Annotated in this window: 18 protein-coding genes and 1 riboswitch; of the genes, 6 read left to right on the forward strand and 12 right to left on the reverse strand. The window is 67.7% G+C overall.

Going from position 1 to position 15637, the window contains the following annotated elements; translation table 11 throughout:
- Positions 1-16: 16 nt before the first annotated feature.
- The 5 genes from DEO45_RS06575 to crcB form a co-directional block, all read right to left on the reverse strand.
- Complete coding sequence (locus DEO45_RS06575; protein ID WP_114341496.1) at positions 17-889, reverse strand: TraB/GumN family protein; 873 nt, start codon at positions 887-889, stop codon at positions 17-19.
- Between the two features lie 134 nt (positions 890-1023).
- Positions 1024-1569 carry a hypothetical protein gene (locus DEO45_RS06580; protein ID WP_223250807.1) on the reverse strand — a complete coding sequence of 182 codons (546 nt, stop codon included), beginning with the start codon at positions 1567-1569 and terminating at the stop codon, positions 1024-1026.
- A gap of 392 nt (positions 1570-1961) precedes the next feature.
- The gene (gene cfa, locus DEO45_RS06585; RefSeq protein WP_262982187.1) at positions 1962-3095 is read right to left on the reverse strand and encodes a cyclopropane fatty acyl phospholipid synthase; all 1134 of its coding nucleotides are present in this window, start codon (positions 3093-3095) and stop codon (positions 1962-1964) included.
- A 14-nt stretch (positions 3096-3109) separates the two neighbouring features.
- A complete protein-coding gene (locus DEO45_RS06590; RefSeq protein WP_114341498.1) occupies positions 3110-3448 on the reverse strand; it encodes a DUF190 domain-containing protein in 339 nt (112 codons plus the stop codon).
- A gap of 13 nt (positions 3449-3461) precedes the next feature.
- Positions 3462-3848, reverse strand: a complete 387-nt coding sequence (gene crcB / locus DEO45_RS06595; protein ID WP_114341499.1) for a fluoride efflux transporter CrcB — start codon at positions 3846-3848, stop codon at positions 3462-3464.
- 69 nt (positions 3849-3917) lie between these two features.
- A riboswitch (Fluoride riboswitch) is annotated at positions 3918-4017 on the reverse strand.
- 77 nt (positions 4018-4094) lie between these two features.
- On the opposite strand from crcB, the gene DEO45_RS06600 reads away from it, so the two are divergent.
- Complete coding sequence (locus DEO45_RS06600; RefSeq protein ID WP_114341500.1) at positions 4095-5360, forward strand: multidrug effflux MFS transporter; 1266 nt, start codon at positions 4095-4097, stop codon at positions 5358-5360.
- A 15-nt stretch (positions 5361-5375) separates the two neighbouring features.
- On the opposite strand, the gene DEO45_RS06605 is transcribed toward DEO45_RS06600, so the two are convergent.
- Together DEO45_RS06605 and DEO45_RS06610 are read right to left on the reverse strand one after the other, a co-directional pair.
- Positions 5376-6518, reverse strand: a complete 1143-nt coding sequence (locus DEO45_RS06605; protein WP_114341501.1) for a DUF2235 domain-containing protein — start codon at positions 6516-6518, stop codon at positions 5376-5378.
- 110 nt (positions 6519-6628) lie between these two features.
- Positions 6629-8389 carry a DUF885 domain-containing protein gene (locus tag DEO45_RS06610; RefSeq protein WP_114341502.1) on the reverse strand — a complete coding sequence of 587 codons (1761 nt, stop codon included), beginning with the start codon at positions 8387-8389 and terminating at the stop codon, positions 6629-6631.
- Between the two features lie 140 nt (positions 8390-8529).
- Here DEO45_RS06610 and DEO45_RS06615 point away from each other — a divergent pair, with 140 nt between their 5' ends.
- From DEO45_RS06615 to DEO45_RS06630, 4 genes are all read left to right on the forward strand, one after another.
- Complete coding sequence (locus DEO45_RS06615) at positions 8530-9366, forward strand: isocitrate lyase/PEP mutase family protein (protein WP_114341503.1); 837 nt, start codon at positions 8530-8532, stop codon at positions 9364-9366.
- A gap of 34 nt (positions 9367-9400) precedes the next feature.
- Positions 9401-9862 (forward strand): carboxymuconolactone decarboxylase family protein, encoded by a 462-nt coding sequence (locus DEO45_RS06620; protein WP_114341504.1) that lies wholly within the window; start codon positions 9401-9403, stop codon positions 9860-9862.
- 42 nt (positions 9863-9904) lie between these two features.
- Positions 9905-10495, forward strand: a complete 591-nt coding sequence (locus DEO45_RS06625) for a DNA-3-methyladenine glycosylase (RefSeq protein WP_114341505.1) — start codon at positions 9905-9907, stop codon at positions 10493-10495.
- A 330-nt stretch (positions 10496-10825) separates the two neighbouring features.
- Positions 10826-11053 carry a ChaB family protein gene (locus DEO45_RS06630; RefSeq protein WP_114341506.1) on the forward strand — a complete coding sequence of 76 codons (228 nt, stop codon included), beginning with the start codon at positions 10826-10828 and terminating at the stop codon, positions 11051-11053.
- Between the two features lie 9 nt (positions 11054-11062).
- On the opposite strand, the gene DEO45_RS06635 is transcribed toward DEO45_RS06630, so the two are convergent.
- The 5 genes from DEO45_RS06635 to DEO45_RS06655 all read right to left on the reverse strand — a co-directional run bounded on the left by DEO45_RS06635 (position 11063) and on the right by DEO45_RS06655 (position 14174).
- A complete protein-coding gene (locus tag DEO45_RS06635; RefSeq protein ID WP_114341507.1) occupies positions 11063-11557 on the reverse strand; it encodes a hypothetical protein in 495 nt (164 codons plus the stop codon).
- 92 nt (positions 11558-11649) lie between these two features.
- Positions 11650-11934, reverse strand: a complete 285-nt coding sequence (minE, locus tag DEO45_RS06640; protein ID WP_114341885.1) for a cell division topological specificity factor MinE — start codon at positions 11932-11934, stop codon at positions 11650-11652.
- A 5-nt stretch (positions 11935-11939) separates the two neighbouring features.
- On the reverse strand, positions 11940-12755 hold the full coding sequence (minD, locus tag DEO45_RS06645; protein ID WP_114341508.1) for a septum site-determining protein MinD: 816 nt from the start codon (positions 12753-12755) through the stop codon (positions 11940-11942).
- A gap of 37 nt (positions 12756-12792) precedes the next feature.
- Positions 12793-13545, reverse strand: a complete 753-nt coding sequence (gene minC / locus DEO45_RS06650; protein WP_428992428.1) for a septum site-determining protein MinC — start codon at positions 13543-13545, stop codon at positions 12793-12795.
- An 8-nt stretch (positions 13546-13553) separates the two neighbouring features.
- Positions 13554-14174, reverse strand: coding sequence for a GNAT family N-acetyltransferase (locus DEO45_RS06655; RefSeq protein WP_114341510.1), 621 nt, complete (start codon positions 14172-14174; stop codon positions 13554-13556).
- 191 nt (positions 14175-14365) lie between these two features.
- On the opposite strand from DEO45_RS06655, the gene DEO45_RS06660 reads away from it, so the two are divergent.
- A complete protein-coding gene (locus DEO45_RS06660) occupies positions 14366-15589 on the forward strand; it encodes a sensor histidine kinase (RefSeq protein ID WP_114341511.1) in 1224 nt (407 codons plus the stop codon).
- The last annotated feature ends 48 nt before the right edge of the window (positions 15590-15637 follow it).

The raw sequence follows: 15637 nt of genomic DNA on the forward strand, positions 1-15637 counted from the left end.
GCGGGGCAGGCGGTGTCTACTGGCGCACCGTCTCGATGCCCAGCTGCCGCAACTGCGCCTGCACGCTGTCCGGCCCGGCCAGGTGGGCGGCGCCGACCGCGATGAAGACGGTGCCGGGCTGCTGCAGCATCGTGGCGATCTTCGTTGCCCATGCCTCGTTGCGCTGTACCAGCAGCAGCTGGTACAGCTTCGGCTCGCGCCGGCGCATGTCGTCGTTGCCGATGCGGGCGATGGCATCCACGTCGCCGGCCTTCCAGGCGTCGATCAGCTCGGTGAGCTTGGCCGAGTCGTCCGCCGCCTCGCGCATGGTCGAGCGCAGGAAATCCAGTTCCACCGGGCGCGGCATGTCGGCGAGCAGGCGGATCTGCTGCTCGGCGGTTTCCAGCCCCAGCACCGGTTTGCCGACCGCGGATGCCTGCGCCTTCAGCTGCTTGTCCACGCCATGCTCCGGATCGAGCCCGGCCTTCAGCAGCGGCGACACGGTGAGCGTCAGCGCCGCCAGCCACGGGCGCATCATGTCCAGCGTCTGCATGCCGCCGGGTACGCCGGCCTTGTTCGCGAGGATGCGCAGCCGCTGCGCATCCGCCTCGCCGAGCTGGGTCGACAGCGGGTGCGTCGGGTCCATGCCGTGGCGCAGCACCAGCGCGGCCATGTTCGCCGCATCGTCGTCGACTAGCTCGATATACAGCGTCCGGCTGTCCGAGAGCGCGCGGTCCAGCGCCGGGTAATGCCAGCTGGCATCGTTCGGCAGCAGGTGTACGGTGCCGAATAGGTAGATCGTGGTGTCGGCGTTCCTCACCACCCACAGGGCCGGTTTCGCCAGCACCGAAGTGCAGGCGAACAGCAGGGCAAGGCAGGCGAGCAGGCGCAGGGTGAGCGAGGGCTTCATGCGGGGAGTGTCGCGGCAGGACGGCAGTTGTTCAATCCTGGGGGTGACGGGGAGGGTTTCAGGCTGTGGGGGGAGATGCCAAGAGCCGACTTAATTTCCTCCGTCCCGTTATTTGCCGTTATTTGGGCAGTTCTTCAGCAGCCACCCTTGGCGGGCATCATCTTGAGATAGTCCACATTGATGTCCTTCGGAAGATTGGGGTACTCCCGAGAAAGATATGCGCGGGCATCGTCAACGGTGATCGACGGATCTCGAACGATGCCGAAGCGACCATCTCGTTGGAAAATCTTGATCGAACCGACGAAGGTGACCACGCCCGGGTGCGAGTGAAAGGTTGGAACACCGACCCCTTTCCCGACCACAAAGCTTTTGCCGCCGATGCCTTCGGGCAAGATTTGGCCGATGCCATAGTCCTCAGTTCCAACGCGTGGCTTGAGCTTGAGTACGATAAAGTTATTTTCCGACCATACATTCGCGACATTGATGAGTCCCGTGCAATTCCACGACGAGTCATCACGCTCGCCCTTGAACACTGACAATCTAACCCTGTCGGAGACCCCAAGGACGATGAACGTATCGCCTTGTGAGTAAGGTAGCGTTGGTCGCGCCTGATGATTTTGAATGCAGCCGCTCAGCCCGATCGTCATCGCCAGCAGCACGCACAGCCAACTCAGTTTCACGTTAGGTCCTTGTGGTGGATGATCTATTCGGAAAACGCGGTTATGGTCATAGGCGTGAGGTGCTTAAGATCCGGGGGCGGGCCAGATGATTGCTCATTGAGTCTAACTCTTATTAGATTTCAAACTGCAGTCTAATCCCGCAACCTATCGCGTGTCGGCGGCGTCCCTTCTCCGGCCGTCGTCCTTGAAATCAACGCTTTCGCTTGCCCTGCGCAGCCCGACCTCGCCGCCTGATCTCGCAGCATTTCGACGCGCCGTGTCATGTCACCTCGCAGACCCGGTCACCGTCTCGAAATACCCCGGCCGGCCATCCTACATCGCCATGCTGCCGCCGTTCGGGCGGGACCGGAACCGGCCATGTGACGTTTCTTCGCCTAGCGACTGCGGACCCCTCAGCGCGGCACGCGATACCCGCCGGGCACGCCGTGCGGGCTCAGGGTGAGTTGCCACAGCTGGTCGCGGCGGCTGCGGAACACCGCGGCGGAGACGGCGAGGTAGTAGCGCCACATGCGCCGGAAGCGTTCGTCGTAGCTGGCCGGCAGGCTGGGCCAGGCGGCTTCGACGTTGGCGCGCCATGCGCTCAGGGTGCGGTCGTAGTCGGCGCCGAAGTTGTGCCAGTCCTCGACCACGAACAGGTCCTCCAGCGCGGTGGCGACCTGGCTGGCGGAGGGGATCATCGAGTTCGGGAAGATGTACTTCTCGATCCACGGATCGGGCTGCGCCGGCGCACCATTGCTGCCGATGCAGTGCAGCAGCGACAGGCCGTCGTCCTTGAGGCAGCGGCGCACCGTCTCGAAGTAGGTGCGGTAGTTCTTGCCGCCGACGTGCTCGAACATGCCGATCGAATACACCGCGTCGAACTGCTCGTTGACCTCGCGGTAGTCCTGCAGGCGGATCTCGATCGGCAGCCCGCTGCACAGCTCGCGCGCGTAATCGGCCTGTTGCTGCGACACGGTGATGCCGACGCCCTCGACGCCGTAGTGTTCGGCCGCGTACTTCAGCGCCTCGCCCCAGCCGCAGCCGATGTCCAGCACACGCTGGCCGGTCTTCAGCTGCAGCTTGCGGCAGACCAGGTCGAGCTTGGCCGCCTGTGCGTCGTCGAGGTTGCCGGCCTTGGCCCAGTAGCCGCAGGAATACACCAGGCGCTTGCCCAGCATGGCGTGGAACAGGTCGTTGCCGAGGTCGTAGTGGACCTTGCCGATCTCGAACGCGCGCTCGCCGCGCTGCAGGTTGATGAAGCGCGCCTTGAGGTGGGCGAGCAGGGTATCGAGCGTCTTCAGTTCCTGGTCCAGCCCGGCTGTGAGCAGGCGGGCGAACAGCGCGGGCAGGTCGTCGGCATCCCACCAGCCGTCCATATAGGCCTCGCCCAGGCCGAGCGAACCGTGCGCGAACACGCGGGCGTACAGGCGTTCGTCGTGCACGCGCAGGTCGGTCGGGGCGTCGCCGTCGATGCGGATACCGGCCTGTTCGAGCAGCTCGCTGGCACGATTCTTCAGGTCGTCCTGGCTCATGCGCGCCTCGTCAATGGATGGATCCGCGATCAGTGTCCGCCCAGCACCGCAAAGCTTGCCGGCGAATATGCATACGTTGCGTCGACGCCGGCGCGCCGCACCAGCTGCAGCAGCAGCTCGGCCTGTTCCTCGCGCAGCAGGAACTCGATCCTGACCGGCAGGTCGTCGGCCAGCTCGAAGAACTGCTCCTCGTGCAGCACGCCATGCCGGCCGAAGCCGGCGATCGCGCGGAATATCGAGCCGCCACCCAGGCCGTGGGCCCTGGCCTGTTCCAGCAGCCACTCGGAAAGCAGCATGCCGTCGTGCTTCGCGCGCGAGTGGCAGTAGAAATACAGGTGCACGCCTTGCTGCAGGTTTTCCTGGTTCATGCGGTGCTCCCGGTCAGTGGCGCAAGAGGCTGCGGGTGAGGGCGATGCCGAGCACGGTCATCGCCAGCGAGCCGGCCACATGCACGGCCACGTGGCCGCTGAACCACAGGTACTGCTGGCGCAGCAGCAGGGTGGCCGACTCGGCCGAGAAGGTGGAGAACGTGGTCAGCCCGCCGAGGAAGCCGGTGAACACGAACAGCCGCAGCGCCGGCGACAGCGTCTGGAAGTGGTCGAACAGACCCATCACGCAGCCCATCAGCAGGCCGCCGGCGAGGTTCGCCGCCAGCGTGCCCAGCGGCAGGGTAGGGAAGACGGGGTTGAGCAGCACGCCCAGACCCCAGCGCAGCCAGCAGCCCAGGGCGCCGCCGACACCGATTGCCACAAATCCGTTCAAACCCACGTGCGTGCCTCCCGACAGTGAAAGTGTCCGGTTGCCGCGGCGGCAGGCGCGCCTGCGCCGCCGGGAACCGGAGGTGCAGGCATCATCAGCTTCAACGCGGGATCGCGAGTAGCGGTTTGTCCCGGCTCGAAGGTGCCGGAACGGGAGGCATGCCATCTCCGAGCGGCCATCCTAATGGATCGGGCCGGTCGATCGTCAAGCGCAGCGGCTCTATACTGCGCGGCCCCTCGCAGCCACCGTGCCGCCATGAGCCCAGCCCATCGTCCCGTGCGCCGCAGCCTCCCCTGGCTGCTGGCCGCGCTGTCGATGATCGGGCCGTTCTCGATCGACGCGGTGTTCCCGGCGTTTCCGCTGGTCGGCGCGCGCTTCGGCGTGGACGCCGCGGCGCTGCAGCAGCTGATCAGCGTGTACCTGGTCACCTATGCCGCGATGAGCCTGTTCCATGGCGCGATCTCCGACGCGGTCGGGCGCAAGCCGGTGGTCGTCGCCGGCCTGCTGGTGTATGCGCTGGCGTCGGTGGGCGCGGCGACGTCCACCTCGTTCGCGATGCTGCTGGCCTGCCGCGGCCTGCAGGGCATGTGCGCCGGCGCCGGACTGGTGGTGGGCCGGGCGGTGATCCGCGACAGCCTGGAAGGAGCGGCCGCGCAACGGCTGATGTCGCAGGTGATGATGATCTTCGGGGTGGCGCCGGTGATCGCGCCGATGGTCGGCGCGCTGCTGCTGCCGCTGGGTGGCTGGCACGGCATCTTCTGGCTGCTGGCCGCGTTCACCGTGCTGCTGGCGCTGGCCCTGCAGCTGTTCCTGGACGAAACCCATCCACCAGCGCGGCGCACGCGATTTGCGCCGCGGCCGCTGCTGGCCGGCTACCTCGCCTTTGGCCGCGACCGGCTGTTCTGGCCGCTGCTGGTTTCCAGCTCGGTCAATTTCGCCGGGCTGTTCCTGTACATCGCCTCGGCGCCGCATATCGTGCGGGGGCTGCTGCAGCTGTCGGCGCAGGGCTTTCCATGGCTGTTCCTGCCGGTGGTGAGCGGCCTGATCGGCGGCGCCTGGCTGTCCGGGCGGATGGCCGAGCGGCACAGCGCGAAGTTCACGGTGAGCCTGGGTTATGCGGTGATGCTGCTGGCGTGCGCGGCGCACCTGCTGCTGGCGCTGCTGCTCCCGGTGCCGCGGTTGCCGTGGTCGATGCTGCCGCTGATCCTGCACGGCATCGGCGTGCAGCTGGCGTTCCCGACCCTCACGCTGTTGCTGCTGGATCGCTTCCCGCACCGTCGCGGCGGAATTTCCTCGGTGCAGGCGTTCGCCAGCCTGCTGCTGTGCAGTTTCGTGGCCGGGGTGATGTCGCCGTTGCTGTCGGCGAGCATGCTGCATCTGGCACTGGGCGCGTCGGCGCTGACCCTGCTCGGCGCGCTGGCGTGGTGGTGGTATCACCGCATCACGCGCTATCCGCTGGAGCAACCGCTGGCCGACACCGGGACGGCGGCGATGCAGGCGGAAATCGCCGAGCCGCGCTGAAACGAGCGCGCTGGATCAGGCCGGTGAGGCCGGCGTCGGCGCCGCGACGCCCAACGCCGATTCCGCCGGTATCAGCACGGAGGCATCGGCCAGCGCCCGGACCAGCGACGGTGAACGGTAGCTGCCGTCGGCGAGCCAGCGTTGCCATACCGAGGCGTCGATCTTCTCGTTGACGCCGGTGCCGAGCAGGCGGTCGAACGGCGGCTCGAATTCCTTGTAGATGCCGGCCATGAACTCTCGGTACGAATTGCGCGGCACGCCGCTTTCGGCGTCGGCCGATGGCACCAGCAGTTCGCGGCAGCCCAGGCCAGCGTCGATTGCCTTGTGCTGCAGCCATGCCAGCGGCAGGTCGGGCAGCGGATCGGGCCGGCGGCCGGCGCCGTCGCGCTCGTTGCCGCCGCCGACATCGGAGTGCGAACCGATGAACCAGCGCTGTTCGATCTCGATCTGCTCGAGCTTCTTCGAGGTCAGCGTCTCGCCGGGCTTCACCGTGTACGGGTTGCGTGTCCATACCGTGGGCGCGAAGTCGGCGCGGTGCTCGTCCAGCGCCAGCGCCTGGTAGGCGTATTTCACGATCTTGCTGAGTTCGGTGTCGTGGAACTGGTAGCGCTTGCGCGCAAAGGGAAACCACGAGGCGGTGCAGGGGATGCCGAGCGAGCCGACGGTATCCCACACGCCGATGAAGTGGATGTCGATCACGATCGAATGGCTGGCGCGGAATGCCACCGCGGCCGGGTCGTCGGGCTTGCAGAGGGTATCGCGGTAGAACGCGTAGGCCGCGGAAACGTCGGCCCTGGCCACGCCGCCGCGCGTGTCGCAGCGGAGCAGGCCGCACTTGCGGATCAGGCCGCCGAGGCTGCGTGCGGTGTAGGCGCCGCGGCTGAAGCCGAACAGGTAGAGCAGGTCGCCGGGCTGCCAGGTCTCGCACAGCCAGCGGTAACCATCGAGCACGTTGTCGGACAGGCCGTAACCGAACGCGCCGCCGAGCAGATGGGTCAGCCCGGGCTTCACGCCCACGCCGGGGATGTAGTTGACCAGCTGTGCGTTGCCGGCGTCGTCGCGCGGTGCCACCAGCCGGCGCAGGCGCTCCACGTTGGTGTTCGATTCGGGCTTGTTCCAGGTGCCGTCGAACAGCAGCACGAGCCTGCGCGTGGCCATGGCGCCCTCCGTCGTCCGGTTCGTCTGCGCCGACTCTAGGCCGTGATGCCGCGCCCGGCCAGTGCCGCGCGAATGGTATCGGCGGCACCTGCGATCGGGTGGCGGTATCCCTACAGGGTGGGCGAGTCGTCGTGCAGCATCGCCCGGCGCACGATGCTGATCGGCGCGGAACCCTGCTGCATGAAGCCGTCGTGGAACGCCATCAGGTTGAAGTCCTTGCCCTGCCGTGCCTCGAGATCGGCGCGCAGCTTCAGGATCTGCAGCTTGCCCAGCGTGTAGTACAGGTAGGTGGGATCGGCCGTGCCGCGCTTGGTTTCGACCTCGCCGACGGCACGCGACTGGTAGCCCTCGTTGACGAAGAAGTCGACCGCCTGCTCCATCGTCATCTGCCCGGTGTGCAGCTTGATGCCGACCACGAAGCGCGCGTTGCGCAGCAGGGCATCCTGCAGCTGGCCGAGCCGCAGCAGCAATTGCTGGCGTCGGTCGTGCGGGAACTCGAACTGCGCCAGCCCCGCGTCCAGCATCATCTGCTCGCAGTAGTGCGCCCAGCCCTCGATATTGGTGTTGGCGCCGAGCAGCTTGCGCACGCGGTCATCGAGGCGCTGCATCCATAGGAACTGGATGTAGTGGCCGGGATAGGCCTCGTGGGTGGCGACGGAGCTGATCACCGGATAGTTGAACTGCGCCATGAACTCCTGCGTGCGCTGGCTGTTCCAGCCGGGCTCGGGCAGGGTGACGTTGAAGTAGGCCTCCTTGGCGACGGTCTCGTACGGCCCGGGCGTGTCCATCGAGGCGAACGTGGTGGCGCGCATGAATGGGGGGGTTTCCTCCAGGATCGGCCGCACGTCCGAGGGAATCGTGATGATCCGTTTCTGCCGGATGAAGGCAGTCAGGTGGTCGAAGGTGGCGCGGAAGCTCTCAAGCAGCTTGTCCGGGGGAGGGTAGTCGGAGCCGAGTTCCGCCAGCACCTGACGCGGGGTCTTGGCCGGGTCCAGCTGGTGCGCCACCTCGGCGAAGCGGCGCTGGTTCTGGCGCAGGTCGGCCATGTCGATGGCGAGCAGCCGGTCCAGCGGCAGGGTGACCATCTCGTCGTACTTCAGCTTGTCGCGGAACGCGGCGGCGCCGATGCGGAAGTCGCCGTGCGCGCCCGGCAGCACGTCGCTCTTCAACCACGCCTGGTAATCCTCCAGCGCCTGGATCACGGCAGCGTTGCTGCTGGCGAATTGCCGCTTCAGCTCCGCGTCTGAGACCGCGGTGAAGGCCGCCGGCACGTCGTTGCGGAAGAACTGCACCAGCCCCGGCAGCTGTTCCAGCGCGATCTGCACGTAGATCTTCGGTGGGTTGTCGAGATTCTGGCGTGCCGCGGCAAGCACTGCCGGCATCAGGCGTTCGCGTGCGATCAGCGCGCGCAGGCGGGTTTCCGGCGGGGCGAACTTGCGTTCCATCAGGGTGAACGCGCTGCTGGTGATGCCGCTGGAATAGATGTCAGGGTTCTTCTGCCACGGCCGGATCGTCTCCAGCGTCAGCAGGGTGCTGCGGATGTTGTTCAGCACCAGCTCGCGATCGCCACGTACGCGCTCGCCCAGCGGCGCGGGATCGACCGCCGCCACGCGCCGCTCCCATTGCCTGAGTGCGTTGACGTTGGCCTCGATGTCGGTGCGCGTATAGCCCTCGAGTTTGTCGTCGTAGGCGTGAATGCCGTCGATGGTGGCGGTGGAGGGGTTGGCCGGGAAGTAGTAGCTGTCGAAGTAGCCGTCGGCCAGGTGCATGAAGGCCTGGTCCGCCGCGGCGCTGTCGGCGGCGGCCGCCGTGGTGCTGCCCAGCGTCAGCGCGGCGACCAGGCCGATCAGGAGGCGTGCGGTTCGGAGCATGGTGGTTCTCTCTCGGAAGGCGTGCCGTCGGCGTGGGGCTGCCGGCACCGGAAGCGGCCATTTTTCAGTAGTTTCCGCGCGGGGCGCAAGCGGCGTACGCTGCGTGTTTCACCGCCGTCGACGGACGAGGGTTGCAAGCCATGGACAAGCAGGTGCAGATCGACCGGGCGCAGGTGTTCCGCAGGATGCACGACCGCACGGCGATCCTGCTGTTGCCGAACGCATGGGATGCGGGCAGCGCGCGGCTGTTCGCGCAACGCGGCTTCGCCGCGATCGCCACCACCAGCGCCGGCATGGCCTGGTCGCTCGGCTACGCCGACGGCGAACGGGCGCCGCTGGCCGAGGTGCTGGCGGCGATCGCGCGGATCACGCGGGTGGTCGAGCTGCCGGTGACGGCGGATATCGAAACCGGCTATGGCGAGACGCCGGAGGCGGTGGCCGCCACGGTGCGCGCCGTGATCGCGGCCGGCGCGGTGGGCATCAACCTGGAGGACGGCCGCCCCGGCCACGGCCCGCTGCGACCCGTCGAGGAAGCCGCGGCCCGTATCCGCGCCGCACGCGGAGCGGCGGACGCGGCTGGCGTGCCGATCGTGATCAACGCGCGGGTGGACAACTGGATGCAGCACGCGGCCGATCCGGCCGCACCGCTCGCCGATGCCGTGCAGCGTGCCCAGGCCTATCTGGCGGCGGGCGCCGACGGCATCTATCCGATCGGGCTGGGCGACCACGCCACGCTGGCCGCGCTGGTGCAGGCGGTCGCTGCCCCGGTCAACGTGGCCGCTGGGGCCGGCATGCCCGACCTGGCCGAGCTGGCCCGGCTCGGCGTGGCCCGCGTCAGCACGGCCACCCGCTTCGCCACGCTGGCGCTGGCGGCCGTGGATCACGCTGCCACGATGCTGCGCGGGAGCGGCCGCTTCGACGGTTTGGTCGCCACCTTCACCTACGCGGACGCGCAGCGGCTGTTCGAGCGCGGCTGAGCGGCGCAGCAGTTTTTTCATCGAGGAGTCTGCAATGAGCAAGCGTATCGACTACCGCAGGGCGGCACCCGCGGGCCTGAAGGCCATGCTGGGCCTGGAGACGTATGTGCACGGCTCCGGCCTGGAGCATTCGCTGATCGAGCTGGTGAAGATGCGGGTGTCGCAGATCAACGGTTGCGCCTACTGCCTGGACATGCACAGCAAGGACGCGCGTGCCGCCGGCGAGACGGAGCAGCGCCTGCACGTGCTGGCGGCATGGCGAGAGGCGCCGTTCTACTCGGCACGCGAGCGGGCCGCGCTGGCCTGGGCCGAGGCGGTCACCCTGGTGTCGAAGAATGAACTGCCCGAGGCCCTGTACGAGGAGGTGCACGCGCAGTTCGACGACAAGTCGATGGTCGACCTCACCCTGGCCATCATCACCATCAACGGCTGGAACCGTCTGGCGATCGGTTTTCGCGCGGACGTGGGCAGCTACCAGCCGAAGTCGGCGGGCTGAGCGTGGCGCGGGCGTCGGCTCCCGCGGTGTGGCCGCGTGTGCATGGCTGAGCGTGCCGTAACGCTGGATCGCGAGTTCTACCGGCGCGACCCGCGCGCGGTCGCCCCCGACCTGCTGAACAAGGTGTTGCTGAACGCGGATGGCCGCAGCGGCCGCATCGTGGAAACCGAGGCCTACTGCGGGGCGGCGGATGCGGCCGCGCATTCCTGGCGCGGCCGCACGGCGCGCAATGCGACGATGTTCGGCGCACCGGGGCTGCTCTATGTGTATTTCACCTATGGCATTCACTGGTGCTGCAACCCGGTGTGCGGCGAGGAGGGCGAAGGCGTCGCGGTGTTGCTGCGCGCACTGGCGCCGCTGACCGGGTTGGCCGCGATGCGTGCGGCGCGGCCAGGTTGCCGCAGCGACCGCGACCTGTGCCGCGGGCCGGCACGATTGTGCCAGGCCATGGGCATCGGCCGCGCGCAGGACGGCATCGACCTGGTCGACGGCGCCGGCGGATTTAGCATCGTCGACGACGGCGTGCCGCCGCCCGCTGCTCCCGTGGCCACGGCGCGCGTCGGCATCAGCCGGGCGGTCGAGCAGCCCTGGCGCTGGTATGTGCCGGGCGACCCGCACGTCTCACGTCGCTGAGAGGTTGTGAGTTTTTCAACCTCTCAGACCGGCCACGGATGGCCGGGCATGAAACAGTCACGTCAGTGACTGTTTCATGTGAGCGAGTCCGGACAAATCCGCCGGGAGCGGATTTGAACAGCCGCAGGCTGGCCCGTAGGGGGCATGCCAAGAATGGCATGCATACGTGTACCGGACTCGCGACAGAAGAAAACCGCAGGAGGTGGTTTTCTTCACAAGCTCTGAGCGGAGTGCCGTGGTTACGGCGGCGGCAACATGAAGTTGACGGCGGTTTGATCGCGCGTGGTCCACGGTTGTCGGCATCCTTTCATCAGCTGCGGAGTCCGAGCCATGCCGTACTCATCCATCAGCGAACTGCCCGACGCCGTGCGCAGCCATGTGCCGAAGCATGGGCAGGAGATCTACAAGGAGGCGTTCAACAGCGCCTGGGACGAATATGCCGACAAGGATGAGCGGCGCGGCAGCGAGTCGCGCGAGGAGGCCGCACACAAGGTGGCCTGGGCGGCAGTGAAGAAGAAGTATGGCAAGGGTGCCGACGGCGACTGGCACGCGAAGTAGCGGCCCCGGTCAGTGCGGCAGGCCGCGCGCCTGGAGGAAGTCGCGGGCGTTGGCTGCATCCTGCTCGAACCAGGCACGCGCCGAGCCGAGCCGGAACGAATAGCCCCAGGCGTCCATGTCGGCCATCAGGCGTGCGCGCCCCACGCCGGGCAGTTCGTCGGCCAGCACGATCTGCAGGAAGCAGGTGGCGTCCTCTTCCTCGATCGAGTCGGTGGCGTCGGTATGGACGTCTGGACGTCTTTCCGGCGGCAGCACGATCAGGTGGCCGGCTTCGTGCAGCAGCGAATGCACCGGGGTGTCGTCGCGGGCATAGACGGTGTTGCCGATGATGCCGGCTTCCTCGTCGCCCCAGAAGCTGCCGGGGATCGGCTCGCCCGGCGCCACCCGCTGCAGCTGCAGGCCGAAGCGGCCGAGCAGGGCGGCCGGCGCCACGAAGCCGATCTGGCCCACGCGCAGCACGGTGCCGGCCGGGTCGCCGGGAGAAAGGGGAGTGTCGGGGTGCATGGGCGTGCGCGTCGGGCGCAGGTGGCTTCGATGGAGAGGGCGCCGGGCGACGCGGGTCGGTCGCCCGGCGGACAGGCCGCGGCGGCAGGGACTCAGCCGGTCTTGGCTTCGCTCTTGGGCGCCTGCTTGCCTTCCGGCAGGGTGACCGAAAGCTCGAGGATCTCGTGGCCGCTGTCGCGCTCGAAATTGATGTTGATCGCATCGAGGTCGACGTGAACGTATTTCTTGATCACTTCGAGCAGTTCGTTGCGCATCATCGGCAGGTAGTCCGGCGCGCCGCGGGTGGAGCGCTCCTGGGCCACGATGATGCGCAGGCGTTCCCGTGCGACCGTGGCGGTGGCCTCGGGCTTGCGCTTCAGGAAATCAAGAATACCCATCGCGATCAACCTCCGAACACGCGCTGCAGGAAGCCCTTCTTGGGCACGTCGATGAAGCGCAGGGGGCGCTCTTCGCCGAGGATGCGGGCCACGGTGTCGCTGTAGGCCTGGCCGGCCTGCGATGCGGCATCGACGATAACCGGGATGCCGTTGTTGGAGGCGGTCAGCACGTTCTCCGACTCGGGGATCACGCCGACCACCTCGATGCCGAGGATCTCCTCGACGTCCTTCACGCTGAGCATTTCGCCGATCGCCACCCGCGCCGGGTTGTAGCGGGTCAGCAGCAGGTGCTGGATGACCGGGCCGTCGCCCTTCTCCGCGCGCCGGGTCTTGCTGGCGAGCAGGCCGAGGATGCGGTCGGAGTCGCGTACCGAGGAAACCTCCGGGTTGACCACCACCACCGCATGGTCGGCGAAGTACATCGCCAGGTGGGCGCCTTTCTCGATGCCCGCCGGGGAGTCGCAGACCACGTAGTCGAAGCCGTCCTCGGACAGGCCGTCGAGCACCTTCTCGACGCCTTCCTGGGTCAGCGCGTCCTTGTCGCGGGTCTGGCTGGCGGCCAGCACGAACAGGTTGTCGTGGCGCTTGTCCCTGATCAGCGCCTGCTTCAGCGTGGCTTCGCCGTGGACGACGTTGACGAAGTCGTACACCACGCGCCGCTCGCAGCCCATGATCAGGTCGAGGTTGCGCAGGCCGACGTCGAAGTCGATCACGGCGACTTTCTTGCCGGCCATGGCCAGGCCGGTGGCGAGGGAAGCGCTGGTCGTCGTCTTGCCGACGCCGCCTTTGCCGGAGGTGACAACGATAATCTCAGCAGTCAAGGGCCCATCTCCGCATGATTGTTCTTGTTGTAAGGGGTTACAGCCTGGCGATCAACAGCTTGTCGCCTTCGAGCCAGCATTGCACGGACTGGCCATCGAGGTCCCGGGGGATCTGCTCGAACACCCGGTATTGCCCGGCGATCGCCACCAGTTCGGCACGGAAGTCGGACACGAAGATGCGCGCCTTGCCGTCGCCCTGCGCGCCGGCCATGGCGCGGCCGCGCAGGCTGCCGTAGATGTGGATGTTGCCGTCGGCGATCACCTCGGCGCCGTTGGCGACGGCGCCGGTGACGATCAGGTCGCGGTCGCGCGCGTAGACCTGCTGGCCCGAGCGCACCGAACCGGCATGGTGCAGCGTCCCCTGCATGCTGCCCGGCGCCGGCGCCGACAGGATCGGTTCGCGCTGGATCTGCGCGGCGGGCTCGACCGCGGCTGCCGGCGCCCCGGCGGCCGCGGCGGCCGGTTCGTAGGCGGCGCGGAACTTGGCGATCAGCGGCAGGCCCATGCGTTTGGCCAGCGCCTCGGTCTCGCTGGTGCCGTAGGCCAGGCCCACCGGCAGCATGCCGGCGCTGCGCACGGCTTCCAGCAGGGCGTCGACGGCGCCATCGTCGGGCAACGCGGGCAGGTGGCTCAGGTCCAGCACCACCGCGGCACGGGCGAACATCTGCGGTGCGGCGCGCACGCGGCGCTCGAGTTCGTCGCACAACGCGGCGGCGTCGACCCGGCGCACGCGCACGCAGGCAATGCCGACCTGGCCGAAACGCAGGTCGCAAGCATCATTGGCATCCATTTTTGCATTCACGGGCGCCGCTCTCCGGCGAGGCGGCGCGGGGTGGAGTCATGCCGGAAAGGGCGCTCGCGCTCGGCCAGCCAGGGCACCTCAGGCAGGCCGCCGTGTTCGAGCCAGGTGTCGCGGACGTAGGCGTAGCTGGGCAGGTCGCGGGCCAGCAGGCTGACCTGCGGACCGTGCTCGCCCATGCGCTGCTGGCCCACTTCCTGGAAGCCGTAGGTGCCGTGGAACAGCACCACAACGTCGTCGCGCGGCTCCAGGAACACCTCGCAGGTGAGCAGCGGCACGCGCACCTCGGCGTAGCTGTGCACGTCGCAATAGAAGATGCGGCCCAGGCCGTGGCGGCGATAGGCGTTCGCGATCACGATACGGTCGATGTAGACGAACTGCGGATAGTGCTCGGCAAACCAGCGGTAGTTCGGGCTTTCGTAATCGCCGCCCTCGCGCAGCGCGATCAGGAAGCCGGCCAGGTGGCCGTCGATCTCGGCCACGCGGAAATACTCGGCGTGCTCGTGGAAGTAGCGCAGCTGGGCGGTATCAAGGGCGAGGATGGAGCGACCGGCGGCGTTGTTGAGCGCCAGTACGGCATCCAGGTCGTGCTCGCGCACGTCGCGGATGGCAAGGGCCATTCGTTGCTCCGCAATGGTGGAATCGGGACAAGGTCGACCGGCGGCCTCGCGCAATGGCCCATTATGACATGCGGCCGGGGTCCTTACATCTCGCAAGGGCACATGTAAAAGCTTCGTAAAGGCGTCGATGGCTCCACGGCCATGACTTCCCGCGCATTGCGCGGGATGTGCGTTCAGCCAATGATGCGGCCATGCGCTGGCCTTTCTTCAACCACATCCGCCTGCTCCGCTACGCGGGCTTCTTCACCTACCTGTCGGTGGGCACGCCGCTGATCACCAACTGGGCCACCGAGCGGCTGAACCAGTTGCAGCGGCCGAACTTCTCGCTGCTGCTGTGGACGCTGTGCTACCTGATCTTCGGCCTGATGTACTGGCTGCTGACCAGCAACCTCGGCTCGCGACGCTATCCGGTGCTGAAGCTGCTGGGGCTGGCCCTGATGACGGCGGCGGCGGTGGCGGTGGGCTGGTACAGCCACAGCGGGCTGTCGGCGATGCTGATGGTGGTTGCCTCGCTGGTGCTGCCGTGGCTGCTGCCGTTCTGGCTGGCGGTGTCCTGGCTGGTGCTGCAGCACCTGAGCCTGGTGGCGGTTTTCGCCACGTTCCCCGAGTACGACCACAGCGTCGCGTTGGGCTTCCTGCAGGCCAGCATCTACCTGGGCATCTCGGTGCTGGTGTTCATCACCTCGACGGTGGCCAGCCAGCAGGCCGAGCAGCGCGAGGTGCAGCGCCGGCTCAATGCCGAGTTGCGGGCTACCCGCGCGCTGCTGGCCGAATCCAGCCGGATCGCCGAACGCATGCGCATCGCGCGCGACCTGCACGACCTGATCGGCCATCACCTGACCGCATTGAGCCTGAACCTGGAAGTGGCCAGCCACCTCACCAACGAGGCGGCCGACGCGCACGTGCGCAAGGCGCAGAGCACCGCCAAGCTGCTGCTGGCCGACGTGCGCGAGGTGGTCAGCGAGTTGCGCCAGGACGACGCGATCGACCTGACCCAGGCGTTGCGCAGTCTCGCCGAGGGCGTGCCGGGTCTGAACGTGCACGTGGTGATGCCTCCGCGTTTCAGCGTGGAGGACCCGCGCCGCGCGCAGGTGCTGCTGCGCTGCGCGCAGGAGATAATCACCAATACGGCCAGGCACGCCGGCGCGCGCAACCTGTGGCTCAACTTCGCCTACGCCGCGGACGACCTGATCGGCCTGCATGCGCGCGACGACGGGCGCGGCGCCGAGCAGGTCGAACCAGGCAACGGCCTGTCCGGCATGCGCGAGCGGCTGGCCGAATTCGGCGGCAGCGTGGCGCTGGACACCGGCATGAGCCAGGGTTTTGCGCTGACCGTGCGGCTGCCGCTGGGCGAGCATACGGCGCTGGCGCACGCGCCGACCCGGTTTGAGCCGCCGGCGCTGAATGTGTCGTAGTCTTGGCGGCCCGCGCGGCGTGCGAAAATGCGCCGGTGTCGGCAGCGG

Origin of the sequence: Rhodanobacter denitrificans, from assembly GCF_003335105.1 — a bacterium.
Taxonomy (GTDB): Bacteria; Pseudomonadota; Gammaproteobacteria; order Xanthomonadales; family Rhodanobacteraceae; genus Rhodanobacter; species Rhodanobacter denitrificans_A.

Bases quoted from the DNA above. Each gene is read 5' to 3' on its own strand.
- DEO45_RS06575 (WP_114341496.1), bottom strand. From the start codon at position 889: ATGAAGCCCTCGCTCACCCTGCGCCTGCTCGCCTGCCTTGCCCTGCTG.
- DEO45_RS06590 (WP_114341498.1), bottom strand. From the start codon at position 3,448: ATGAACCAGGAAAACCTGCAGCAAGGCGTGCACCTGTATTTCTACTGC.
- DEO45_RS06600 (WP_114341500.1), top strand. From the start codon at position 4,095: ATGAGCCCAGCCCATCGTCCCGTGCGCCGCAGCCTCCCCTGGCTGCTG.
- DEO45_RS06605 (WP_114341501.1), bottom strand. From the start codon at position 6,518: ATGGCCACGCGCAGGCTCGTGCTGCTGTTCGACGGCACCTGGAACAAG.
- DEO45_RS06610 (WP_114341502.1), bottom strand. From the start codon at position 8,389: ATGCTCCGAACCGCACGCCTCCTGATCGGCCTGGTCGCCGCGCTGACG.
- DEO45_RS06615 (WP_114341503.1), top strand. From the start codon at position 8,530: ATGGACAAGCAGGTGCAGATCGACCGGGCGCAGGTGTTCCGCAGGATG.
- DEO45_RS06620 (WP_114341504.1), top strand. From the start codon at position 9,401: ATGAGCAAGCGTATCGACTACCGCAGGGCGGCACCCGCGGGCCTGAAG.
- DEO45_RS06625 (WP_114341505.1), top strand. From the start codon at position 9,905: ATGGCTGAGCGTGCCGTAACGCTGGATCGCGAGTTCTACCGGCGCGAC.
- DEO45_RS06630 (WP_114341506.1), top strand. From the start codon at position 10,826: ATGCCGTACTCATCCATCAGCGAACTGCCCGACGCCGTGCGCAGCCAT.
- DEO45_RS06635 (WP_114341507.1), bottom strand. From the start codon at position 11,557: ATGCACCCCGACACTCCCCTTTCTCCCGGCGACCCGGCCGGCACCGTG.
- minE (WP_114341885.1), bottom strand. From the start codon at position 11,934: ATGGGTATTCTTGATTTCCTGAAGCGCAAGCCCGAGGCCACCGCCACG.
- minC (WP_428992428.1), bottom strand. From the start codon at position 13,545: ATGGATGCCAATGATGCTTGCGACCTGCGTTTCGGCCAGGTCGGCATT.
- DEO45_RS06655 (WP_114341510.1), bottom strand. From the start codon at position 14,174: ATGGCCCTTGCCATCCGCGACGTGCGCGAGCACGACCTGGATGCCGTA.
- DEO45_RS06660 (WP_114341511.1), top strand. From the start codon at position 14,366: ATGCGCTGGCCTTTCTTCAACCACATCCGCCTGCTCCGCTACGCGGGC.